General features: G+C 67.5%; 21 protein-coding genes and 1 pseudogene. 8 read left to right on the top strand and 14 right to left on the bottom strand.

What is annotated here, in order from left to right; genetic code table 11:
• Position 1: 1 nt before the first annotated feature.
• From ACIGKQ_RS19875 to ACIGKQ_RS19865, 3 genes are all read right to left on the bottom strand, one after another.
• Positions 2-907 carry a sugar phosphate isomerase/epimerase gene (locus ACIGKQ_RS19875; protein ID WP_235724115.1) on the bottom strand — a complete coding sequence of 302 codons (906 nt, stop codon included), beginning with the start codon at positions 905-907 and terminating at the stop codon, positions 2-4.
• A 4-nt stretch (positions 908-911) separates the two neighbouring features.
• Positions 912-2,594, bottom strand: coding sequence for a hypothetical protein (locus ACIGKQ_RS19870; RefSeq protein WP_396574728.1), 1,683 nt, complete (start codon positions 2,592-2,594; stop codon positions 912-914).
• 99 nt (positions 2,595-2,693) lie between these two features.
• Entirely contained in the window at positions 2,694-3,686 is a 993-nt protein-coding gene (locus ACIGKQ_RS19865) for a Ppx/GppA phosphatase family protein (RefSeq protein WP_235724117.1), read from the bottom strand.
• Positions 3,687-3,834: 148 nt separating this feature from the next.
• Here ACIGKQ_RS19865 and ACIGKQ_RS19860 point away from each other — a divergent pair, with 148 nt between their 5' ends.
• On the top strand, positions 3,835-4,662 hold the full coding sequence (locus ACIGKQ_RS19860) for a hypothetical protein (protein WP_235724164.1): 828 nt from the start codon (positions 3,835-3,837) through the stop codon (positions 4,660-4,662).
• 73 nt (positions 4,663-4,735) lie between these two features.
• Here ACIGKQ_RS19860 and ACIGKQ_RS19855 read toward each other — a convergent pair whose 3' ends face one another.
• From ACIGKQ_RS19855 to ACIGKQ_RS19835, 5 genes are all read right to left on the bottom strand, one after another.
• The gene (locus ACIGKQ_RS19855; protein ID WP_235724118.1) at positions 4,736-5,422 is read right to left on the bottom strand and encodes a response regulator transcription factor; all 687 of its coding nucleotides are present in this window, start codon (positions 5,420-5,422) and stop codon (positions 4,736-4,738) included.
• Entirely contained in the window at positions 5,419-6,810 is a 1,392-nt protein-coding gene (locus ACIGKQ_RS19850) for a sensor histidine kinase (protein WP_396574727.1), read from the bottom strand. Before ACIGKQ_RS19850 ends, ACIGKQ_RS19855 begins: the two co-directional genes overlap by 4 nt.
• A 130-nt stretch (positions 6,811-6,940) precedes the next feature.
• Positions 6,941-7,294 (bottom strand): GNAT family N-acetyltransferase, encoded by a 354-nt coding sequence (locus ACIGKQ_RS19845; protein WP_396574726.1) that lies wholly within the window; start codon positions 7,292-7,294, stop codon positions 6,941-6,943.
• A 162-nt stretch (positions 7,295-7,456) separates the two neighbouring features.
• On the bottom strand, positions 7,457-8,203 hold the full coding sequence (locus ACIGKQ_RS19840; RefSeq protein ID WP_235724121.1) for a phosphoglyceromutase: 747 nt from the start codon (positions 8,201-8,203) through the stop codon (positions 7,457-7,459).
• A gap of 30 nt (positions 8,204-8,233) precedes the next feature.
• A complete protein-coding gene (locus ACIGKQ_RS19835; RefSeq protein ID WP_396574725.1) occupies positions 8,234-8,890 on the bottom strand; it encodes a DUF1361 domain-containing protein in 657 nt (218 codons plus the stop codon).
• A gap of 94 nt (positions 8,891-8,984) precedes the next feature.
• Here ACIGKQ_RS19835 and ACIGKQ_RS19830 point away from each other — a divergent pair, with 94 nt between their 5' ends.
• Positions 8,985-10,418: an APC family permease gene (locus tag ACIGKQ_RS19830; RefSeq protein WP_235724123.1), complete on the top strand. Its 1,434-nt coding sequence runs from the start codon at positions 8,985-8,987 to the stop codon at positions 10,416-10,418.
• A 170-nt stretch (positions 10,419-10,588) separates the two neighbouring features.
• Here ACIGKQ_RS19830 and ACIGKQ_RS19825 read toward each other — a convergent pair whose 3' ends face one another.
• The 3 genes from ACIGKQ_RS19825 to mshA all read right to left on the bottom strand — a co-directional run bounded on the left by ACIGKQ_RS19825 (position 10,589) and on the right by mshA (position 14,377).
• Complete coding sequence (locus tag ACIGKQ_RS19825; RefSeq protein WP_235724124.1) at positions 10,589-12,193, bottom strand: 4-coumarate--CoA ligase family protein; 1,605 nt, start codon at positions 12,191-12,193, stop codon at positions 10,589-10,591.
• A 172-nt stretch (positions 12,194-12,365) separates the two neighbouring features.
• The gene (locus ACIGKQ_RS19820) at positions 12,366-12,983 is read right to left on the bottom strand and encodes a YbjN domain-containing protein (protein ID WP_396574724.1); all 618 of its coding nucleotides are present in this window, start codon (positions 12,981-12,983) and stop codon (positions 12,366-12,368) included.
• 47 nt (positions 12,984-13,030) lie between these two features.
• Positions 13,031-14,377 carry a D-inositol-3-phosphate glycosyltransferase gene (mshA, locus tag ACIGKQ_RS19815; RefSeq protein WP_396574723.1) on the bottom strand — a complete coding sequence of 449 codons (1,347 nt, stop codon included), beginning with the start codon at positions 14,375-14,377 and terminating at the stop codon, positions 13,031-13,033.
• Positions 14,378-14,502: 125 nt separating this feature from the next.
• Here mshA and ACIGKQ_RS19810 point away from each other — a divergent pair, with 125 nt between their 5' ends.
• From ACIGKQ_RS19810 to ACIGKQ_RS19790, 5 genes are all read left to right on the top strand, one after another.
• The gene (locus tag ACIGKQ_RS19810; RefSeq protein WP_396574722.1) at positions 14,503-15,774 is read left to right on the top strand and encodes a cytochrome P450; all 1,272 of its coding nucleotides are present in this window, start codon (positions 14,503-14,505) and stop codon (positions 15,772-15,774) included.
• Positions 15,771-16,358 (top strand): TetR/AcrR family transcriptional regulator, encoded by a 588-nt coding sequence (locus ACIGKQ_RS19805; protein ID WP_396574721.1) that lies wholly within the window; start codon positions 15,771-15,773, stop codon positions 16,356-16,358. The genes ACIGKQ_RS19810 and ACIGKQ_RS19805 overlap by 4 nt, the downstream gene beginning before the upstream one ends.
• 100 nt (positions 16,359-16,458) lie before the next feature.
• Positions 16,459-17,427, top strand: a complete 969-nt coding sequence (locus ACIGKQ_RS19800) for a metal ABC transporter solute-binding protein, Zn/Mn family (protein WP_396574720.1) — start codon at positions 16,459-16,461, stop codon at positions 17,425-17,427.
• 4 nt (positions 17,428-17,431) lie between these two features.
• Positions 17,432-18,319 carry a metal ABC transporter ATP-binding protein gene (locus ACIGKQ_RS19795; RefSeq protein ID WP_396574719.1) on the top strand — a complete coding sequence of 296 codons (888 nt, stop codon included), beginning with the start codon at positions 17,432-17,434 and terminating at the stop codon, positions 18,317-18,319.
• Positions 18,316-19,191, top strand: a complete 876-nt coding sequence (locus ACIGKQ_RS19790) for a metal ABC transporter permease (RefSeq protein ID WP_396574718.1) — start codon at positions 18,316-18,318, stop codon at positions 19,189-19,191. The genes ACIGKQ_RS19795 and ACIGKQ_RS19790 overlap by 4 nt, the downstream gene beginning before the upstream one ends.
• Before the next feature lie 72 nt (positions 19,192-19,263).
• Here ACIGKQ_RS19790 and ACIGKQ_RS19785 read toward each other — a convergent pair whose 3' ends face one another.
• Positions 19,264-19,749 carry a DUF2599 domain-containing protein gene (locus ACIGKQ_RS19785; protein WP_266060056.1) on the bottom strand — a complete coding sequence of 162 codons (486 nt, stop codon included), beginning with the start codon at positions 19,747-19,749 and terminating at the stop codon, positions 19,264-19,266.
• Between the two features lie 68 nt (positions 19,750-19,817).
• Here ACIGKQ_RS19785 and ACIGKQ_RS19780 point away from each other — a divergent pair, with 68 nt between their 5' ends.
• Positions 19,818-20,939 (top strand): beta-mannosidase, encoded by a 1,122-nt coding sequence (locus ACIGKQ_RS19780; RefSeq protein WP_396574717.1) that lies wholly within the window; start codon positions 19,818-19,820, stop codon positions 20,937-20,939.
• Here the strand turns inward: ACIGKQ_RS19780 and ACIGKQ_RS19775 are convergent.
• The gene (locus ACIGKQ_RS19775; RefSeq protein WP_396574716.1) at positions 20,932-22,614 is read right to left on the bottom strand and encodes an ArnT family glycosyltransferase; all 1,683 of its coding nucleotides are present in this window, start codon (positions 22,612-22,614) and stop codon (positions 20,932-20,934) included. The genes ACIGKQ_RS19780 and ACIGKQ_RS19775 overlap by 8 nt on opposite strands.
• A pseudogene (locus tag ACIGKQ_RS19770) lies at positions 22,611-22,871 on the bottom strand (N-acetylglucosaminyltransferase); the annotation flags it as partial. The gene ACIGKQ_RS19775 and the pseudogene ACIGKQ_RS19770, both read right to left, overlap by 4 nt.
• Positions 22,872-22,965: the final 94 nt, after the last annotated feature.

Genomic DNA, 22,965 nt, shown 5'->3' with positions numbered 1-22,965 from the left:
TTCAGTTGCGTTCGGAACGCACCCGCCCGGCATCGTCGGACGGCAGCCCCCGTGCGAGGTGCCGCCGCGCAAAATCTAGCGAACGTGCCAGTAGCGCACTGCGTTCGGGTTTGGTGCGAGCCGAACTCGTTGTGACCTCGAGCACAACGGCTCCGCTGAAGTCGCTGTCGGCCAGTCGGCGGCACACCTGCGCGCAGGGCTGATCACCGTCGCCGGGCAGCAGATGTTCGTCGGTGGCCGCGCCGTCCCCGTCGGCGAGATGCAGATGGTTCAGGCCCGTGCCCATTCGATCGAACATCGCGAGCGCATCCACACCCGCCGTGGCCGTGTGGGACAGGTCGAGGGTGTAGTGCGCGTAGCCGTCGTCGGTCGGGTCGATGGACTTGCCGAATGCCGATGCCGATGGTCCCGGCCCGCCGCCGCGTTGCCGGAGTCGACGTGCCGAGCGTTCCCCGGCACCGAACAGCCGATCGGCGCGCATCGGAAACATGTTCTCCACCGCGATGGCGATCCCGCTGTCGTCCTCGAGTTCGGCGACCAGGTCGTCAAAACCGTCGACGTAGGCCCGTTGCCACCGAAACGGCGGATGCACCACGACAGTCTGCGCCCCGAGATCCTCGGCCGCCTGTACCGACCGCCCGAGCTTCACCAACGGATCGCGGCCCCACACCCGCTGCGAGATCAACAGGCACGGCGCATGCACCGACAGAACCGGCACCTGATAGCGCTCGGACAAGTACTCGACGTGCTTGATGTCCTGGCTGACCGGTTCACCCCACACCATCAGTTCGACGCCGTCGAAGCCGAGTTCGGCAGCGTAGACGAATGCCGCCTCGGTGTTCTGCGGGTACACCGAGGCCGTGGACAGACCGACGGGGATCTCGTCGCGAACGAGTGGTGGGGTCATTCGGTCAGGTGGCCAGCAGCACGAGTGGACCGATCGTCACGATCAGCGCCACCCCCAACGCGAGCAATGTGGTGGTCAGGTCCTTGGTTCGGCGAACCAGGTGAGCGAAGGTGACGATGCCGAAGATCACCAGCACCGCCAGGACCAGCGCGAAGTACACATTCCACTTCCACAGCTCGGTGAATCCCCAGAAGAGACCCACACCGATGGCCAAGCCGGCCAGCGACTGGCCGATGATCGACAGCCAGGCGAGCACCGGTGATTGCTCGCCGGCATCGTCGTCGGCCGTGGTGGCCGCGGCGTCCGCGGACTGCTCGGCGGCCGGCTGATCGATCAGCGGCCCGGTCGGCGCCGACAACGCGGCGGCGGTCGGCTCAGTGGCGGGTCCATCGTCGTCGGGGGTAGACGTGTCCGACGCTGGGGTGTCAGACTCTGCGGTCTCGGACTCTGCGGCCTCGGACTCTGCGGCCTCGGACTCTGCGGTCTCGGACTCTGCGGCGTCCGACACTGCGGTGGGGCCGGCGACGTCGCGAACGCTGTCCGCCACCACCGGGGCTGCCATCATGCCGAGCACCGACGTGCTCTGGGTGTCGTCGGAACCGGCGTCGGTAGGCGCATCGTCGGCGGCCACGTGGTCAGCGGAAGCGATCTGCGCGGTGGCCTGTGCCGGGCCCGACTGTTCGTCGACGGTCGGTGCGTGGTCGACGCCGGTTGCGTCGACGACCTCGGCTGCGCGGCGTTCCCGTTCCCGGGCGGCAGCCGGGCGAGCCGACCGGTCCTTTTTCTTCCGCAGACCCTTCGACAGCCCGAACAGCCCCTTACGCGGCGCCGGCTCGTCCTCCTCGATGTCGGCGAACGCGCGGTAGGCCTCGAAGTCGTCGGCAGGCGGTGTGTCGACGGGGGCGGCGCTGTTCGCGGTGTTCGGGCCGGCGGTGGCGTTCTCGGTGTCCCCGGGTGCGGCGAGATCGACCACGTCGACGTCGTCGGAGTCGATCACCACCAGCCCGTCCGGGGTGTCGTCGACCACCGGAATGATGCCGGTGACGGCGTTCGCGTTCTCGCTGTCTCGGGTCGCCTTGTCCGGCGACTCGGACCCGGTCGGAGCCGTGGGCCGCGCGCTGCGGTCGGCGACATCGGCGGCGCTGAAGTCGCGCGTGGACGGCTGGGCGTAGTCAGGCATCCCGCTCGAGGACAGTCCGGGCGACCGGCCGGCCGGGGGGCCCGCGATCGGGGGGCGAGCGCGCGTCTGCGGGGCCTGCGAGCGTTCGGGGAATGCACGATCGTCGGCGTGACGTCGAGCGACCGGTGTGGTGGACCGCGGGAACGGCGCGGCCGGTCGGGCGGGTGGCGGCTCGGAGGGTTGCTCCACCGGTGTGGTGCGATCCCGAGGCGCCTGAGCGGCTCCCGGGTTGGAGGTGGACGCGCCCGCACGGCTCGCCGGCCGGTCGGGCTGGGCGGGCGTCTCGCCGTCGGCGGAGGCCACCCGCGGGATCTCGCCGGTCAGCTCCGACACCGAGACCGCACCTTCGCGACCGACCCGACGTCGATTGCGGGTCTCGCGGTTCGGGGCGGCGGACGGCGCGCCCTCCGCGCGGCTGCGGGCCAACAACTCCGAGACCGAGATCGGCCGGGAGTCGGTGTCATCGGGCCCGCTCGTGCTGCCCCCGGAACCCGATTCGCTAGCCATACAGTGCGCTCTCCGTCCTCGAGATGTTCCTCGCCCGCGCCCGCGGGACGTCATGTGAGTATGTGGTCGGCTCGTCCCGGCAGTGGTTCGGCACGCCGATCAACCGAGACCGCGACCGCCATTCGCGGCGCCCACGACCTCGGCGCCGACGGTCTCCGCCGCCTGAGTCGGCTCGGAGTCGAGCCGACGCAGGATGACCCCCTCACGCAGAGCCCACGGACAGATCTCAAGTGTATCGACTGACATCGCCCGCATGGCCGCCTCCGCGACGAGCGCTCCGGCCACCAACTGTCCGGCCCGGTCGGCGCTGACACCTTCGAGTTCGGCGCGGTCGTCGCGGGTCATCCGCGAGATGAAGGAGATCAGCTGGCGCAGCCCGTTCGCGGTGAGCTGGCGCTGGACCCGCGGACCCGCACTCGACGGCGCCGCGCCAGTCAGCCGGGCCAGGCTGCGGAAAGTCTTCGACGTACCAACGGCCAAGTCGGGGCGACCGGGTCCGGTCAGCTCCTTGGCCACCGGACGCAGCTCGGCGTCGAGCCAGTCGCGCAGCACCGAGACGCGGCGTCGGTCGGGTGGATCACCGGGCAGCCATTCCCGGGTCAGGCGGCCGGCACCGAGTGGCAGCGACAACGCCGATTCGGGCTCCTCGTCCACCCCATTGGACATCTCCAGCGACCCGCCGCCGATGTCGAGGGCCAGGATGCGGCCGGCGCTCCAGCCGTACCAGCGGCGCACCGCCAACGAGGTCAGACGCGCCTCGTCGCGGCCCGACAGCACGGTCACCTCGACGCCGGTCTTGTCGGCGACCGCCGCCAGCACCTCGTCGCTGTTGCTCGCGTCGCGCACCGCCGACGTCGCAAACGCCATGATCTGCTCGCAGCCCGACGTCGATGCGATGTGGGTGAACTCGTCGACCGACTCGATGAGTTTGGTGGCCGCACGGTCGGTGAGACGCCCGCGGTCGTCGATCTGCTCGGCGAGCCGAAGGACTGACTTCGTCGAACTCATGGGGGTGGGATGGCCACCGCGATGGGCATCCACCACCAGCAGATGAACGGTGTTGCTGCCCACGTCGAGCACTCCTAGACGCACGGCCCTCAAGACTACTGCCTCGACGGTTGCGCGCGGGACCCGCGGGTCGAAATCGCGTGCTGCGTCCATTCCGGCCGCGACGGCCGGGGACGGTTACCGTTGAGTTGTGACACGCACCGAAGCCTCGCGTCCCGCGGCCCCCGCACGCATCACCCCCGCGCCCGAGGTCGATCTCGACTTCCCCCGCGAATGGTACGAATTCGCCGATCCCGACAATCCCGAACACGTCATCAAGGCCGACCTGACGTGGCTGTTGTCGTACTGGACATGCGTGTTCGGCACACCGGCCTGCCAGGGGATCATCGAGGGCCGCGAGACCGACGGGTGCTGCAGTCACGGCGCGTATCTCTCCGACAAGGACGACCGCAAGAAGCTGGCCAAGGCGATGGCGATGCTGACCGAGGACGACTGGCAGTTCTACAAGAAGGGCAGCGGCAAGGATCCGCTCGGTCCGCGCGGCTACCTCGAGGAAAGCGACCTCGACGACGAACCGGCCCTCAAGACCCGAAAGCACAAGGGCGCCTGCATCTTTCTCAACCGACCCGGGTTTGCCGGCGGCGAGGGATGCGCACTGCACTCGATGGCACTGAAGCGGGGCCTGGAGCCGTTGACGGTGAAACCCGACGTCTGCTGGCAGCTGCCGATCCGCCGCGAACAAGACTGGGTGGAACGTCCCGACGGCACCGAGGTGCTGCGCACCACCATCACCGAATACGACCGCCGCGGCTGGGGTGAGGGTGGCCACGATCTCAAGTGGTACTGCTCGGGCTCCCCCGACGCCCATGTCGGCGCCACCCAGGTGTGGCAGTCCTACGCCCCGGAGTTGACCGAACTCATCGGAGAGCCCGCGTACGAGGCCCTCGCCGCCGCCTGCCGCCGCCGAAACGGTCTGGGCCTCATCGCCGTCCACCCGGCGACCGCCGCCGCTACCAGCCGGCGCGACAGCGATCAGAAGTACAACCTCATCGAGGAGTAGTTTCTGGGCCGGTGGCGGCTTTTGTGCCTTTCGCGTCGAGCTGGTGGCGTTGCCAGCGCGAGGTACAGCTGCTTTACGGCTCGTACTTGTACCCCAGACCGCGCACGGTGACGAGGTGTTTGGGGTTGCTGGGGTCTGGTTCGATCTTGGATCGTAGGCGTTTGACGTGCACGTCGAGGGTCTTGGTGTCGCCCACGTAGTCGGCACCCCAGACGCGATCGATCAGCTGCCCGCGGGTCAGCACGCGCCCGGCGTTGCGCAGCAGGTATTCGAGCAGATCGAACTCCTTGAGCGGCAGCGTCACGGCCTCACCGTTGACCGCGACGGTGTGCCGTTCCACATCCATCCGTACCGGCCCCTCTTCGATGACGCCGATGGTGAGTTCCTCTTCACCGGCATCGCCGCCACGGCGCAACACCGCGCGGATACGGGCGATGAGTTCGCGCGCCGAATACGGCTTGGTCACGTAGTCGTCGGCGCCCAGTTCGAGTCCGACGACCTTGTCGATCTCACTGTCGCGGGCGGTCACCATGATCACCGGGACGCTCGACCGCGCCCGCAACGTCTTGCAGATCTCGGTGCCACTCATCCCCGGCAGCATCAGGTCCAGCAGGACGATGTCGGGGCTCACCCGGTCAAACGCCGAGAGCGCTTGTGCCCCATCGTTGATGACACTCGCCTCGAAACCCTCTTTACGAAGGAGGAAGGCCAGTGGATCAGCCAGCGATTCCTCGTCCTCGACGATCATTACGTGCGTCACCGATGTAAGTCCTCTTGTCGTTGGTTGCTCTGAATATCCGGTTGGTCTGCGTCGATGATGCTGGCGGTCAGGTCCTCCGGGATACACAAGGTGAACGTGGAGCCGGTACCCGGCTTGCTCCACAGCCCGATGGAACCGTCGTGATTGGCGGCGACATGCTTCACGATGGCCAACCCGAGTCCGGTGCCACCGGTCCGTCGTGACCGGGCCTTGTCCACTCGGAAGAACCGTTCGAAGACCCGTTCCTGATCGTCGGGGGCGATACCGATGCCGCGGTCGGTGACCGCGATCGCGACCATCGGGCGGCCGTCGATGGGGGTGAGTCGCCGACTGATGGACACCGTGGTGTTCGCCGGTGAGTAGGCGATCGCGTTGACCACCAGATTGCTGATCGCGGTCAGCAGCAGCACCCGATCGCCGCGCACGCACAGGCCGGTCTCGTCGTCGGCGCGCAGCGTGATACCGGCCGCCTCCGCGGTGGTGGCAGCAGTGTCCACCGCCTCGCGCACCAGCTCGTCCACGTCGACGGTGGTGAATTCCGGGGTCTCGCCACCCTGCAGTCGGGACAGCGCAATCAGTTCGCTGACCATGTTGCCGAGCCGGTCGGACTCGGTAAGCACACGACGACCGAAATGTTGCACCGACTCCGGGTCGTCGGCGGATTCCAGCAACGCCTCGGCGAGCAGGCCGACGGCGCCGACGGGAGTCTTGAGCTCATGCGACACGTTGGCGACGAAGTCGCGCCGCGTCGCCTCCACCCGACGATGCTCGGTGTCGTCGGTGCCGTAGACCACGGCGTACTTCTCGTCGTCGTGGGCGACCAGTCGAACCAGGCAGCGAACCGATTCGACCTGGCGGGCCGTCGCGCGGCCGGTGGAGACGAATCCGTACGAGGACTGCACGGGCGCGAATTCGAAGCGGGCCTCGACGGCGGTGTCCAGGACCTCCTTGGCCGCATCCCAGACCGCGTCGGCGAGCAGACGGTCGTGGACGACGCCGAGTTCGACGGCCTGCTGGTTGAACAGGACGACATCGCGGAAGCGGTCCACCACGGCGACCGCGTGTTCGCTGTTCCGCACGATCAGACTGAGCAGACCGGCTTTGGTCATCCGCCCGTCGTCGGTGGTCAGGCTGACATCGGAGTCGCGCAGTTCCGCGGTTTCGGAAACCTCGCGTGGGGCGTTTGCGGTGATCACCCGACGCGACACGAGTCCGGTCGTCGTGGACGCGGTTTCTTCGGACGGCTCACCGTCGGTCGAGAACTTCCTCCACCTGGCAAGCGGTCCGGTCCCCCGACCATGACGAGGCGTGCGGAGTCCGACAAGAGCTCCGCCGGCAAAACAGACAAGCGCGATGGCGATCGCCGCGACGAGCAATGCAACGGTCACAATGGCAGCTTACGGCGCAGCGAACGCACACTGCACATCCATCGCGATTGTTCCGACGCTGTTCATATGGCGTTCGAACTATCTACCCCGCCGTCGCGGTGACATGGCTAACCTCGCGTCGGGCCGCAGGTCACTGCGGTACCGGCACCGCCATATCGGCGTACTCCGGGTGTTGACTGATGAATCGCTGGACGTAGGAACAGACGGGGACCACCTGCTTACCCGCGTCCCGGATGTCGTCGAGCACCACCCGGACCAGTTCGCCCGCGTAGCCGTGTCCGCTGTACTGCTCGTGGATCACGGTGTGGGTCAACACGACCTGATAGGGCTCTGAGACGTAGTCGAGATAGCCGACCACCTGGTCCACATCGGAGGCGTAATCCCCGGATTCCGCCGCAGCTGTGTTGGTATCCGCACTCAAGACAGCCTCGTAACGCTCCTGAGCAGGGGAATGATTGATCGTCAGACTCCCGACATTCGCCATGGCATCCAATGTAGCGCGAGTCACACGATTCCCACCATGACGATTTGACTACAGCGACGATTTGGCCGCCCCGCCGGGACGGTCCGGACCGCGCAGACGATCACATCGCCGGTGAACCAGGTGGGCGGCCGCCCGCGGCCGCGGTGCCGAGCGCGGACGTCGCTACTTCTGGCCTTGCGCGGCGACCGCCGCGGCACCGGCGGCCGCGGCCTCCGGGTCGAGGTAGGTGCCACCCGGGTTCAGCGGCTTCAGATTCTCGTCGAGGTCGTAGCGCAGCGGGTTGCCGGTGGGGATGTTGAGCCCGGCGATATCGGCGTCGGAGATGTCGTCGAGGTATTTGACCAGAGCGCGCAGCGAGTTGCCGTGGGCGGCGATCAGCACCGTCTTGCCGGCCTTGATGTCGGCGGCGATGGTCTCGGTGAAGTACGGGACCATTCGCTCCACGACGTCCTTGAGGCATTCGGTGAGCGGAACTTCGGCAAGGTCGGCGTAGCGGGCATCGCCGGTCTGGCTGTATTCGGCGGCCGGGTCGATCGGCGGCGGCGGGGTGTCGTAGCTGCGGCGCCACAGCATGAACTGCTCGTCGCCGAACTCCTCCTTGATCTCGGCCTTGTTGAGCCCCTGTAGCTTGCCGTAGTGGCGCTCGTTGAGCCGCCAGTCGCGGGTGACCGGAATCCAGTGCCGGTCGGCCTTGTCGAGAGCGATCTGCGCGGTCTGGATCGCACGACGCAGCAGCGAGGTGTAGAGGATGTCGGGCAGCACGTCGTGCTCGACGAGGAGCTCCCCGGCACGAACGGCTTCGGCCTCACCCTTCTCGGTGAGCGCCACATCGACCCACCCGGTGAACTGGTTGGAGGCGTTCCATTCGCTCTCGCCGTGCCGCATCAGGATCAAGGTGCCGTTGGTCATGGGAAAGAGTTTCGCACAATCGCCCGTTGGTCACCTGCTCGGCCGGCGCGCGAAATCCCCGGCCGAGCCCATCGACCAGACGGTCGCGTACGCGAGCCCGAAGAAGGCCGCCACGGCCGCCGCCACACCAGTAGACGCCACCTCCGCGAAGGGCGACCGCACCCACTCCAGGGTCGACGCGACCACCGCATCAGGCCTGGTCACCAAATCCCACGAGTTCCATCGCTGAAAGCGGCCGATGACGATTCCCACGGCGCACAACGCCACCGAGACCGTGACAACCGCCCAACCCGCGAGCCGGCCGTGGTCGTGCTCCACGCGCCGATGCACAAGCAGCATCGACACCACACCGAGCATGATCCCGGTCCAGGCGGCGAACCCGTATTGCAGCACGTGGCGCCACAAGTCGACGCCATCACCGAGGTGAACCAGGTCGGTGACCAGGTAGGGCGCGTTCGGCAGGAACGCCAGCCAGCCGACACCGAGGAGGATCAGCCACCCGCGACGACGAACCGTGACGAACCCGACGGCGAAAACCATCGGAATCCACGCCAAGAAGAGGTTCCAGACGAGGAATCGCGTCGGGTAAAACTGCGGCTCGGCCGGATCGGTGACGCCGAGCACCACAGTGAGTCCGGTGGTGGCCAACAGGGCACCGAGCAGAATCATCGTCCGCACGTCTCTCATCGGACCAGTGTGCCCGAGCACGCCCCGGCATCGATCCGGTCACCGACAGGGCGAAAACGCGCGAACCCGACCAAACGGGTCTAGCTTCACACTCATGACCGTCAGCGCGGATTCCGGCGCGACCGGCGCCGCCACACCCCAAGAACCCCAACTCAAACGCGTCCTCGGCTGGAAGCTCCTGCTGCTCTTCATCATCGGCGACATTCTCGGAACCGGTGTGTATGCCCTCACCGGGCAGGTGGCCGGCGAGGTCGGTGGCGCCGCGTGGCTGCCGTTCCTGATCGCCTTCGCCGTGGCCACGCTGACCGCATTTTCCTATCTCGAGCTGGTCACCAAGTATCCGCAGGCGGCCGGTGCCGCACTGTATGTGCACAAGGCCTTTGGCGTGCACTTCCTGACCTTCATCGTGCTGTTCACGGTGATGTGTTCAGGAATCACCTCGGCGACGACGGCCTCGCGCGCCTTCGCCGCCAACATGTTGACCGCATTCAGCGGAGGTGACGAACCCGACTCGACCAACCCCGCCCTGCTGTTCTTCGCGATCGGCTTCCTACTGCTGGTGATGTTCATCAACTTCCGCGGTGTCGCGGAGGGCGTCGGCACCAATGTCGTCCTGACCCTGGTGGAACTGTCCGGCCTGCTGTTGGTGATCTTCATCGGCTACTGGTTCATCATCGGCGGCAATGCCGAACACTGGGATGCGGTGATCGCGTTCGAAACCGCAGCCGACAAGAATGCCTTCATCGCCGTGTCCGCGGCGACCGCGTTGGCGTTCTTCGCCCTGGTGGGTTTCGAGGACTCGGTGAACATGGCCGAGGAATGCAAGGAACCGACCCGCATCTTCCCCAAGGTGATGCTGACCGGGTTGGGGATCACCGCGGTGGTCTACGTGCTCATCGCGATCGCGGCGGTCGCCATCGTTCCGGTCGGCGACCTCGCCGAGAGCGACACCCCGCTCGTTCAGGTGGTGGAGGCGGCGGCGCCCGACTTCCCGATGACCGAGCTGCTGCCCTGGATCTCGATGTTCGCCGTCGCCAACACGGCCCTGATCAACATGATGATGGCCAGCCGGCTGCTCTACGGCATGGCCAAACAGGGCGTGCTGCCCCGGTTCCTGTCCTACGTGCACCCCGGCCGCCGCACCCCGTTCGCCGCCATCATCTTCACCACCGTCATCGCGCTGTGCCTGCTGGTCTACGTCAGCGCCGACCCCGACAGCAACGTCGTCGGCCTCCTCGGCGGCACCACCGCGCTGCTGCTGCTCGCCGTGTTCACCGTCGTCAACATCGCGGTCCTGGTCTTGCGGCGAGACAAGGTGGAACACAAACACTTCCAGACCAACGTCGTGTTCGCCGTCCTCGGCGCCGTGACGTCGGGGGCACTGACCCTGCCGTTCGCGCGCGCCGACAACGAGCAATACGTGATCGCCGGCTGGCTACTGCTGCTCGGCGTGATCCTGTGGGCGCTGACCTACTGGTGGCATCGCCGCCACCCGGTCGGTGAGGCGCACCTGGAGGATGTGGGCTGACAGTTACGAGTGGGTCGCGTTTGACAGCCTTTCGCGTTGAGTGGGCGCTGTTTTTCGTTGAGTGGGCGCGGAAGTTGGGGTCGAACCGCGCGTTAGGCAGATCGCCGCGCCCACTCAACGAAAAACAGCGCCCACTCAACCTCCGTGCTGGGCACGCTGGGTGCGCAAGCCTACTTGCGTAGGTCCTTCCGCAGGATCTTGCCCGAGGCCGACTTCGGGATCGCCTCGATGAACTCGACGGCGCGAACCTTCTTGTGCGGGGCCACCTTTGCTGCGACGAACTCGATCACGTCGTCGGCACTCAGCTCCGCACCGGCCTGGGCGACCACGAAGGCCTTCGGGATCTCCTCGCCCTCGTCGTCGACCACGCCGATGACCGCGGTATCGGCGATCTGGGGATGGGTCAGCAGCAGCGCCTCGAGCTCGGCGGGCGGCACCTGGTAGCCCTTGTACTTGATGAGCTCCTTGAGCCGGTCGACGATGTAGACACAACCGGTCGGGTCTACCTGCGCGAGGTCGCCGGTGTGCAGGTACCCGTCGGCGTCGATGGTGTCGGCGGTGGCCTGCTCGTTGCCCAGGTAGCCGAGCATCACGTTGGGCCCCTTGACCCACAGCTCGCCTGGCTCCGAGAGTCCCTCGGTCGGCAGGCCGATCTCGTCACCGGTGGCCGGGTCGACGATCTTGTTCTCGGTGTTGGGGATGGCCCATCCGGTCGACGAGAGCGGCGGCTCGTCGTAGCCGAGTGCCGCCTTCGTGTCGATGGGGATCAGGTGACTCACCGGGGAGAGCTCGCTCATGCCGTAGCCCTGCAGCATGTGCAGGTCGAGCCGCTTGGCGACGGCCTTGCCGAGTTCGTCGTCGAGCGGCGCGGCCCCCGACATCATCACCGTCAGCGACGACAGATCGTAACTGTCGACGATCGGGTGTTTGGCCAACGCGACGGCCACCGGAGGCGCGATGTAGGCGGTGGTGACCTTGAAGTTCTGGATGTTCTCCAGGAACTCCACGAGGTCGAACCTCGGCATGATGACCAGCCGACCACGGTTGTAGAGCGCGGCGTTGAGCAGCACTGTCATGCCGTAGATGTGGAAGAACGGCAGCACCGCGATCACCACGTCGTCGGCGGTCATCCCCTGCAGCGGTTTGATCTGCGCGACGTTGGCGACCAAGTTGCGGTGCGTCAGCGCCACCCCCTTGGGGTTGCCGGTGGTGCCGGAGCTGTACGGCAGCGCCGCCACGTGGGTGGCCGGGTCGATGGCGACCTCGGGGGCCGGAAGATTGGGCGCGAGCAGGTCGACGGCGTTGGGGTGCCCGGTCTCCTTGAGCCCCGCACCGTCCAGGATGATCAGGTTCTCGTCGGAGATCCCCACCTCCTTGGCCGCGGCCTTGGCCTGGTCGGCCAGCGGCGACACGGTGACGAGCATCTTCGCCTTCGAATCGGTGAGCTGCTTGGCGATCTCCGGCGCGGTGAACAACGCGTTGATCGTCGTCGCCGTGCCGCCCGCACGCAGGATGCCGTGGAAGACCGTCGCGAACGCCGGAATGTTGGGCGACAGGATGCCCACCACGTCGCCGACGCCGATGCCCTTCGCCCACAACGCACCGGCTGCGGCATGGATCTGGCCGATCAGCCGGGCATACGTCGTCTCGTCCCCCGATTTCGGATCCACCAGCGCAACCCGATTCATGTCGTCGTCGCTGATCGATCCGAACAGGAAGTCGTAGACCGTCTGGTTCGGGATCTCGACATCGGGGAAAGGACTCGTGAAGCTCATAACACCTCCGTTGGGGAACACCGGACCGCAATCGTAACAACATTCATTGTCACATCAGTGAGATGCGTGCCCGATTCGCCCGATATGGCACAGTCGGGCGATCAGCACGGCACAACTCTACGACGAGCGAGTCGGCGGGTGTGATGCGGACCACCATCACGCCCCCGGCGGGTCAGTCCGCGTCGTCGGCGAACTGGTCACCGGAGCGTTGCGCCGCCGCGTCGGCCGCGGTGGTCTCGCCGGGCACATAGCGGCCGGCCAGCGGCTCTCCCGGTTCGGGCAACGCATCCTTGTCGATGAGGTGCTCGAAGGCGAGCAGGTTGCGCAGCGACTCCCCGCGCGACACCCGCCACGCCCATTCCCGCTGAATGGAGGTCAGGAAGCCGATCTCGAGCAACGTGTTGAAGTCACCGTCGGCGGCCTCGAGGACCTGGCCCAGCACGCGGTCGATCTCGTCGGCGCCCAACGCATCGCCGGAGATCCGACCGACCAGATAGATGTCGCCGGTGTTGTCGATGGTGTACGCGACGCCGTAGAGCCGGCGGTTGCGTCGCAGCAGATAGCGATACACCTGCTCATGATTCTCATCCGGCCGCCGGCAGACGAAGGCCTCCACGCGCACCCCGTGCGGCCCCGCGGTGAGCAGCACCGTCGTGGTCAGCTTGCGTTCGCCGGGCAGTTCGATGACGAAATGCTCGGCCTGGGCGCCACCGGCATCCCGGCGGCTGAACTCGATGTCCCGTTCGGTCAACGTCGATCCGAGTAGGTCGACGATTTCGGCCTGGTTCACACGATCACTTCCCTGCACTCATCCGACGACTCAACCGCTCGCGAGACTCACTGCCCCACGGAAACTTTCGGCCGAACACGACGCCACCGACGGGCCGCGCGGCGTGCCGACGCCGCCCCGATGGACCCGGGATTGCGCGCGGCGAACGATGCCATCGCGGCCGAGTAGGACGCCAGCAGGTCGTCGGCGGTGTGCTCCCAGGAAAACTGTTCGGCGTGTGGTCGGGCGTTGCGACGCATCGCGGCGAGCCGATCGGGGGTGGCCAACAGTCCCTCGATGGCCGCGGTCCATTCCTCGACATCGTGGCCGTCGACGAGCAGGCCCGAATGCCCGTCGGCCACGGCCACGTTCAGACCGCCCACGTCGGCGGCCACCACCGGCGTCCCACAGGCCTGCGCCTCCACGGCGACCAGACCGAAGCTCTCCGAGTAACTCGGCACCGCAACCAGGTCCGACGCCCGATAGATCTGGGCCAGCTGCGGCGACGGCTGCGGCGGAAGGAAACTCACTTCGGACCCGATGCCGAGGTCGCCGGCCAGATCCATCAGCGCCGTCGGACGATCCAGCCCGCTCCCCGACGGCCCGCCGACGATCAGTACCCGCACCCGACGGCCCGATCGGCGGGCGCGCTCGATGATCGGCGCAGCGGCCGCGAGCAGCACATCCGGCGCCTTGAGCGGCTGGATCCGGCCGACGAAGGTCAGGATGGTCTCATCGTCGCGCAGGCCCAGTTCGGCGCGGGCCCGCTCGCGTGACCCCGGCGCGTAGACGCCGAGATCGGCGCCGGGATGGACCACGTCGATGCGGTCGCGGTCGGCGTTGTACATCGAGACCAGTTCGGCGGCTTCGGTATCGGTGTTGACCACCATGCGGTCGGCCTCGTCGACGACCTGCTGCTCGCCGATGACCCGCAGCATCGGTTCGGCGGTGTCCCCCTTGGCCAACGACGCGTTCTTCACCGCCGCGAGGGTGTGCGCGGTGTGGACCAGCGGGACCCCCCATCGGTCGCGCGCCAGCCACCCGACCTGTCCGGACAGCCAATAGTGGGAGTGGATCAGGTCGTAGTAGCCAGGTTTGTGCATAGCCTCGGCGCGCAGCACACCGGCGGTGAACGCACACAACTGCGCCGGTAGATCGCGTTTGTCCAGACCCTCGAACGGGCCGGCGACCACGTTGCGCACGGTGATCCCCGGCGCCGCGGTCACCAGCGGCGCATCCGACGACGAGGTGGCCCGCGTGAAGATCTCCACCTCGATTCCCCGCTGCGCCATCCGCGTGGCTGTCTGCCAGACGTAGACGTTCATTCCCCCCGCGTCACCGGTTCCCGGCTGCGCCAGCGGGGAGGTGTGCACGGAGATGAGTGCGACGCGCCGCGGCATCGAGGGGCTACTCATCCCTCCAGCCTAGAGAAGACAGCCGGATGTGCACGCCGCGCCCCATCCCACCTGCTGCGACCGTCGCAGCTTCCCGACCACCGACGACGGTTGACACATACGCAATTGTGTCTCACCATCACGACATGAGGACTGAAGTGTCGCGACCGGCGCCGGTGGGCGGCGGTCCCTGGTTCACCCTGCGTTCTGGTCAGTCGTGGGCCGACCCGTTCCCGATGTACGCGGCGCTGCGCGAGCACTCGCCCGTCCATCGCGTCGCCCACCCCGACGACCCGGCCGCCGACTACTGGGTGCTCACCCGCCACGCCGACGTCCTGGCCGCCGCCGACGACACCACCACTTTCTCGTCGGCGCAGGGACTGACGGTCACCTACGGCGAACTCGATGCCATCGCGATGGCCGACCATCCGCCGATGGTGATGCAGGACCCGCCGACGCACACCGCATTCCGCAAACTCGTGGCGCGCGGGTTCACCCCGCGGCAGGTGATCGAGGTGGAACCGGCGGTGCGCGAGTTCGTCGTCGAACGACTCGAGACGCTGCGCACCGACGGCCCCGCCGACATCGTCGGCGAGCTGTTCAAACCGCTGCCGAGCATGGTCGTCGCACACTATCTCGGGGTGCCCGAAGGGGACCGGGACCGTTTCGACGGCTGGACGCAGGCCATCGTCGGCGCGACCTCGGGGGTCGGCGGGATGGCCGCGGCGGCAGAGTCCGCCGGGGCGGCGACGATGGAGATGGCGGCGTATTTCACCGAGCTCGTGGAGTTCCGCAAGCAGCACCCGGCCGACGACACGGTGTCGCAGCTGGTGCGTGCCGGTCTCGCCGACGATGCCGCACACGGCCTGCTGTCGATCCTGGCGTTCACCTTCACCATGGTCGCCGGCGGCAACGACACCACAACCGGCATGCTCGGCGGCAGCGTTGCCCTGCTCGAACGCCATCGCGACGAGCGCCGACGTCTCGTCGACGACCCGGACCTGATCGGCGGCGCCGTCGACGAACTGCTGCGCCTCACCTCGCCGGTGCAGGGGCTGGCCCGCACCACGACACGCGCGGTCACCTATCCCGACACCCCGGACGGCCCGGTCACCATTCCGGCGGGCCGCAAGGTGTTGCTCTGTTACGGGTCGGCCAACCGCGATCGGCTGGCCTTTGGCGCCGACGCCGACATGCTGGATGTCACGCGTGGACCGCGGCGGATCCTGACGTTCAGCCACGGCAATCATCACTGCCTCGGCGCGGCCGCCGCCCGCATGCAGGCCCGGGTGGCACTGGCCGAACTGCTGGCCCGGTTCCCGGACTTCACCGTCGACCTCGCCGGCATCGAATGGGCCGAGGGCAACTACGTGCGCCGACCCACCTACGTGCCGTTCACCTGTGGGATCGCCGGATGAGCGACCACACGGCTGCGCGTTCGGACTGGCTGGCGCCCGAACGCGCCGAGCTGGCGGCTGGTCGAATTCTCGATGTCGCCGAGCAACTGTTCGTCGAGCAGGGCGTGACGGCGGTGACGATGCGCGGGCTGGCCGCCGCGGTCGGCTGCTCGCGGGCGACCCTGTACCGCTACTACCCGGGTAAATCCGAGGTGCTCGCCGCCTACGTCGACCGCGCGGCCACCGAACTCGGCGCCGCCGTCGCCGAGGCCGTCCACGATGCCCCGGACCCGGCGACGCGACTGGTGAACGCCGTGCTGACGGCGGTGCGCGGGGTGCGGGACAACCCGGCGCTGTCGGCGTGGTTCGTCCCCGACAGCGCGGGCCGATCGACGTCGCTGGCGCTGGTCTCCCCCGCGATCGAACGCATCACCACCGAATTCCTCGCCGAGGTCGCGCCGCACACCGATGAGCGCGACCTGCACGAGCGTGCCCGCTGGCTGGTTCGGGTGATCGTCTCGTTGTTGACCAGTCCCGCCGAATCGGCCGCGGAAGCGGCGCTGCTACGCAGGTTCGTGGTGCCGGTGGTGTTGACGCCCGGGTGACCACTCCCCGGCGAGCGCGCCCCCACCCGATTTCAGCGGTGCAGCAACGTCGCCTACACTTCTTTCGGTAACGATTGTCATTTGCGTGAGGCGGAGAACGATGAGGCGAACCCTGGCCACTGCGGCCGCACTGCTCGGCGCCGGCACCCTGGTGCTGGCCGGATGTTCGAGCGGCGACGACGCGTCGTCGGACGGCATGCCGACCGTGGTCACCTCGACGAATGTCTGGGGATCGGTCGCCTCGGCGGTCGCCGGCGACAAGGCGACGGTGACGACCCTCTACACCAACAACGAGGGGGACCCGCACGAGTTCGAACCGTCGGCCGCGGACACCGCGACCGTCGCCGACGCCGACCTCGTGGTGATCAACGGCGGACACTACGACCAGTACATGGAAGATGCCGTCGCCGGTGGCGACGTGCCCACCGTGAACGCCTTCGAACTGCTCACCGGCGAGGAACACGCGGCCGAAGAATCCGGTGAGTCCCACGAGGACCACGCCCACGACGACCATGCGCACGACGAGTCGTCGCTCAACGAACACGTCTTCTACGACCTGGCCGTCGTCGGTGAGGTGGCGACTCAGGTGGGCGATCAGCTCGCCGACCTCGACCCGGCCAACGCCGACGAGTTCCGCTCGAACGCCGAGCAGTTCACCACCGAGATCGACGGCCTGCGCGAACAACTCGCGACCATCAAGGCAGATCACGACGGCACCGAGGTCGCCCAGACCGAACCGTTGGCCGGCTACCTCCTCGCCGAGGCCGGACTCACCGACTCCGCACCCGCAGGTTTCACCCAGGCCGTCGAGGAGGGTCAATCCCCGTCGGCCGCCGACCGCGCCGCGATGGAGGACCTGCTGACCTCGGGCACCGTGCATGCGCTGATCTACAACACCCAGGCGGTGGACTCGGTGACCGAGGCCGTGCTGGCGGTCGCACAACGGTCCGACGTCCCCGTGGTGGAGTTCACCGAGACGCTGCCCGACGGCACCACCGACTACATCGCGTGGCAGTCCGCGCAGATCGAGGACTTGAACAACGCGCTCGGATCGCATGCCGCACACTGACCGCATGGCCCCACCGCATCATCGGCAAGCGCAGAACGCGGAATCGGACCCGCACGCGCCGGTCGCCACCTTTGACGCGGCGCGGCTGGCGTTCGGTTCCCGGGTGCTGTGGGACGACCTGGACCTGACGATCTCGCCCGGCGAGTTCGTCGCAGTGCTGGGCCCGAACGGATCGGGCAAGACGTCGTTCCTGCGGTGTCTGCTGGGGCAGTACCAACTCGACGCCGGGCGACTCGAGGTGACCGACGCGATCGGCTACATCCCGCAGCAGCACGCCGACGACTCGGACCCGATGGCGATGCGTGGCCGCGACCTGGTGGGATTCGGGGTCGACGGCGCGCGCTGGGGTGTCGGGCTGCGTGGGCGGGCGCGGCGACGTCGACTCGTCGACGCCGCACTGGCCGAGGTCGGCGCCACCGCGTACGCCGACGCCCCGATGGGCCTGCTCTCCGGCGGCGAACAGCAACGCCTGCGGGTCGCCCAGAGCCTGACGTCGAACCCGACGCTGCTGTTGTGCGACGAGCCGTTGTCGAGCCTGGACCCCACCAATCAACAGCGGGTGGTGGAACTCATCGACGAACGGCGGCGCTCGGCGAACACCGCGATCGTGTTCGTCACGCACGAGATCAACCCGATCCTGCCCTACGTCGACCGGGTCCTGTACCTGGTGGGCGGCCGGTTCCGCATCGGTACACCCGACGAGGTGATGACCACCGCGACACTGTCGAACCTGTACGGCAGCGACGTCGAGGTGTTGCGGGTCAACGGCCGGTTGGTGGTGATCGGTGGCGAGGACGGCCATCACTGCGAGGAGTCCGCCGACCCGCCCACCTTCCCCGCAACCGCCGACGCGTCGGCCGTGGTCGACGGAGAGCGAGACCCGCGCACATGACCGTCGCACAACCGTTGGCGGCCGCGGAAATCGAGTTCAGCAAGTTCTGGGATTTCAGCGCCACCGCCGACCTGCTGAGTCGTGACTTCGTCCAACAGTCATTGCTGGCCATCGCGCTGCTGGGTCTGCTCGGCGGCATCCTCGGCCCGCTGATCGTGGCCCGGCAGATGTCGTTTGCCGTGCACGGGGTCAGCGAACTGTCGGTGACCGGTGCCGCAGCCGCATTGTTGTTGGGTATCAGTGTCAACGTCGGTGGCGTGATCGGCGCGGTCATCGCCGCCGGCGTCTTCGGATTCCTCGGCAACCGGGCGCGCGAACGGGATTCGGTGATCGGTGTGGTGATGGCGTTCGGTCTCGGCCTCGCCGTGCTGTTCCTGGCGCTCTACGGCAGCGCACGAACCGGTTTCGCCATGCTCACCGGGCAGGTGGTCAGCGTGGGCACCGGCGGGTTGACCGCCATCGCCATCACCACCGTCGTGGTGCTCGTCGGGATGGCGATCATCTACCGCCCGTTGCTGTTCGCCTCGCTCGACCCGAGGTTGGCGGCCGCCTCCGGCGTGCCGATCCGCACGTTGTCGGTGGTGTTCGCGGTGTTGATGGGTCTGGCATGTGCGCAGGGTGTGCAGATCATCGGCGCGCTGCTGGTGATGTCGCTGATGATCACCCCCGCAGCCGCGGCCGCACGCTTGACCGCCAATCCGACGACCGTGCTGATCGTGTCGGTGATCTTCGCCGAACTGGCCGCGATCGGCGGGCTCATCCTGTCGCTCGCTCCCGGGCTACCGGTGTCGGTGTTCGTCACGACGATCTCGTTCGTCATCTACGTGGTGTGCCGCTGGGCCGGCCATCGGCGGCAGTTCGTCACGAGGTAAAGCTCACTCGCCTGCCCAGTCAACGGGAAACGGCGCCCAGTCAACGGGGACGGGACCATCACGACGCGCGGGCTATTCTTCGGCGAAGCCGGGGTTGCATCGAGTCTGGATCATCACGTCGTCGGTGACCACCGGTCGCTGCGGCTCGATGTTCCAACTCGGTTTGTCCGGCTCGACGAGACGCGCGAAATCCCAGTGACAGTCGAACTGCGCGCGCATACCCGGGGTGTCGGCGTCGGGCGCCATTCGCAGCACCTCGGCCCAGGCGATATCGTCGCCGGTCGGGTTCTCGGTGCGCCGACCGGCCGGGGTCGGCACGATCTGCAGGCTCGGGCCGACCGCGGTCTCGACCCACGTCACGTGGTCGACGTACGGGGGCGGCAGGGTTGGGGTGCTGGTGGTCGTCGGTGTACTCGCTGCGGCCACACTCGATGTGCTCGTGGTCGTCACCGGCGCCGGGGCGGCGTCGTCGGCGCCCGCGCAGCCACTCGCCGTGACGCCGAGTAGTACGGCCGCCAGGAGCGCGGCACCCGCGCCGACGATGTTGTCAGCCTGCATACCCCGCAGGCTAGCCGAGCCGGTGCTGGCAGCCACCTGTCGCGCCCGGCGACGGGTAGCCTGCGAAGGTGAGACGTCCACGATCGGCCGCACTGATGTGCCTGCTCGTTGTGGTGACTCTCGGCCTCACCGCCTGCTCCACCGGTGATCGTCGCCCGCTGACGGGGCCGACCGTCACCGAGGACTTCAGCACACGGGTCACCGTCACCGACACCGGGCTGCGGCTGGACAACCAGGCCTGGTGGCCGACCGGGTTCAACGCGTATCAGCTCGGCACCGACTGGTCGGTCAACGAGGGTTGTGGCGCCGAGGTCGATCTCGACGCCTATTTCGCGAAGCTGCCCGCACACGCGCTCACCCGGTTCAACCTGTTCTCGATGTTCGTCGTCGACAAGCACAGTGGGCTGATCGACTTCGGTCCGCTCGACGCCGTCTTCGATGCGGCCACCCGCCACCGGCAGATGGTGTTGCCCGTCCTCGCCGGCGGCACCGGCCAGTGCGAGGACGACCAGTTCAAGCAGCGATCGTGGTACGACGCCGGCTGGCGGACCCAGAAATCTTTGGGCGGCATGACCTTTGCCGATTGGGTTCGCGCCGCCGTGACTCGCTGGAAGGATCGGCCCACCATCGCCGGCTGGGAACTCGTGGGCGAACCCGAAGCAAGTGTGTGCGGCGCGCAGGGCTGCGACTGGCAGGTCCGCGAATGTCCGCCCGGCGGCGATGAGATCTTGCGCTCGTTCTTCGACGACGCGGGCGGACTGCTGCGCTCACTCGATCCGAACCGGCCGATCTTCGCCGGGTTCGTCGGCGGCGATCAGTGCGGGCTCGAGGGCTCGGACTATCTGCAGGTGGCTGGGTCCGAGCAGCTCGATGTGCTCGACTTCCACGACTACGGCGGCAATCTCACCGACTACGGGCCGTCCGGCAGTGACCTGCCCACCCGCATCCGACAGGCCAGCGAGGCCGGTAAACCGATCATGGTCAACGAGATCGGCGTGAACGCCGGGTCCTGCCTCGACCCTGCCGAACGTGCACGCGGGTTGCGCACCAAGATCGGCCAACAGCGCGACGCCGGCACTGCGGGCGCGTTGCTGTGGGCGTTCGTCCCGGATCCCCGAACGCGCGAGTGCACCTACGACATCGGGCCGAGCGACCCGGCGTGGCAGGTCATCGCCGACACCGTCAGCTGACTCCGTTGCTAGTCAACGTGCCGGAACCGGTCACCCGATAGATCCGCCAGTCGGGCAGATCCGCGCCGACGTTGCGGGCCTCCAGGACCAGCACCCCCACCTGGGCACCGTTCTCGTAGAGCGTCGGGAAGCGGACGTTGAGGGCGTCGGATTCCCCTCGTCCACTTCGCGGTACCGACAGCATGTATCGCACCCCGTGCGCGGCCGGATCGTTGACGATCTCGGTGAAATCCTGATCCGACGGGATGACGAACTGCTTCGGATTCTGCGACTGGGCGACGACCGCGAAGCCGTACACGGTGTCGCACAGCACGCTGCCGTCGGGCAGGTCCAAGTCATCGAGGTACTGCGCGATGGACCGTTCGGTTTGAAACGACCGGATCACCCGCTGTCCGTCAAGGACTTCCTGGTTCACCGAATCCTCGTGGGCGCCCAGCGAATAGACCGCGAACTCCTGCGGCGCATATGTCGGCGATCCCATACCCACCGCGGTGCTCGGTACCGCGATCGCCATGGTGATGACCGCGCACATCCCCAGCGCCAGGTAGCCGGCGCCGCGCCGCACCACGATCCGTGGCGCGCTGGCGTGGGCGCCCGGACGTCGGGTGGGGTTCGCGCGGCGGGCGGGAACTGCGAGCAGCGCCACCACCGCCGCCAACGGGACGACCGTCAGGTAGAAACGCAGGAACGCAAACGTCGAGCCTTGCGAGTAGCTGTACACCTGGAAACCCAGGACCAGTCCGATGATGACCAACGGCACCAGCAACGGGTAGAACCGCTGACGCCGATATCGCACGATCGCGACCACCGCCAACAACAACGGGAACAGTGGTGCCAGGATCAGCAGTTCGGTCGTCGAGAACCGCAGCGCCTGCCACGGGGTGGACGACCCGCTGCCCCCGGATTGTTCGAGGATCGCCGCGTTGCCGTAGGCCGAGGACAACTGCGCGAACAGATCGCCGGTGATCAACCAACTCGTGAACGCCCACCCGATGAAGGCGACGAACGCCGGCAACGCGACGATCGCGACATCGAGGATCACCCGCATCATGCGGTCTGTCGTGTCGCTGCGCCGAAAGGTCACCAGCGCAACCACTATCCCGGCACCCAACGCAGCGGCGGCCCCGTCGTAGCGGGTGAGGTAGGCGAACCCCAGCGCGATGCCCGCGGCGACCAGATCGTGCACGTCGTCGGTGTCGATCCAGCGGATGAGGCGTCGGCCGCACCACGTCAGGAAGAACAGGTACGGGGCCTCACTCATCCCGTTCGCGGCATACAGCACGATCATCGGGTTGAGTGCGTAGCTCGCGGTGACCGCGATCGTGATCCACGGCGCCACCCCGCGGTCGCGTGCGATACCGGCGATCTGCACCACCGAGCCGGCCATGAACACCGACGACATCACCGCCGCCGACAGCGCCGAGGTGGTGATCGCCGGGAAGATCGGGGTCAGCGCCGTCAACGGCAACTGCACGATCACGGTGAGCGGGGTGAAGATGAAGCCGATCGCCGACAGGTGGGGGTCGCGGCTGAACAGCACACTCTGCGCCGACTGCACTCGGGACAGCGAGTCACCGAAGTACCACCGCACATCGGCGGCCAACCACACCCCGATCACCAGGTAGAGCAGCCAGATCACCAGGAAAAGGCCGATGGCCTGCCGACGGGCCGTCACGTCGCCTGCTCGGCGCTCGGGGCGGCGGGCTCGTCGGCCTTCTTGTCGTCGCCACCCGCCGACAGTCCGTGGAAGGTCTTCTCCCAGTACGACGGATTGAACAGCATCTGCCACATGCCCTTGATGGCGGCAATACTCATCAGGACCCAATAGGCGGGCACCATCAGCCCCGACCACACCAGTGCGCTGCGGCCGTCCTCCCGCAGTGCAACGAGATTCATGTAGATTGCCGCACCGTTACCGAAGATCAACGAGATGTGGTTCCCCCGGAATCGTGGAGGACTCCTCTATGCGGCTTCGGGCTCGGTCAGTGCGGCGTTCTCGTAGTCGACCGGACTCACCATCCCGATC

It is taken from the genome of Gordonia sp. NPDC062954 (genome assembly GCF_044543825.1).
Classification (GTDB): Bacteria; Actinomycetota; Actinomycetes; order Mycobacteriales; family Mycobacteriaceae; genus Gordonia; species Gordonia tangerina.
The sequence above is the reverse complement of the archived record's forward strand: the minus strand, read 5'-3'. Positions and strand labels throughout refer to the sequence as shown.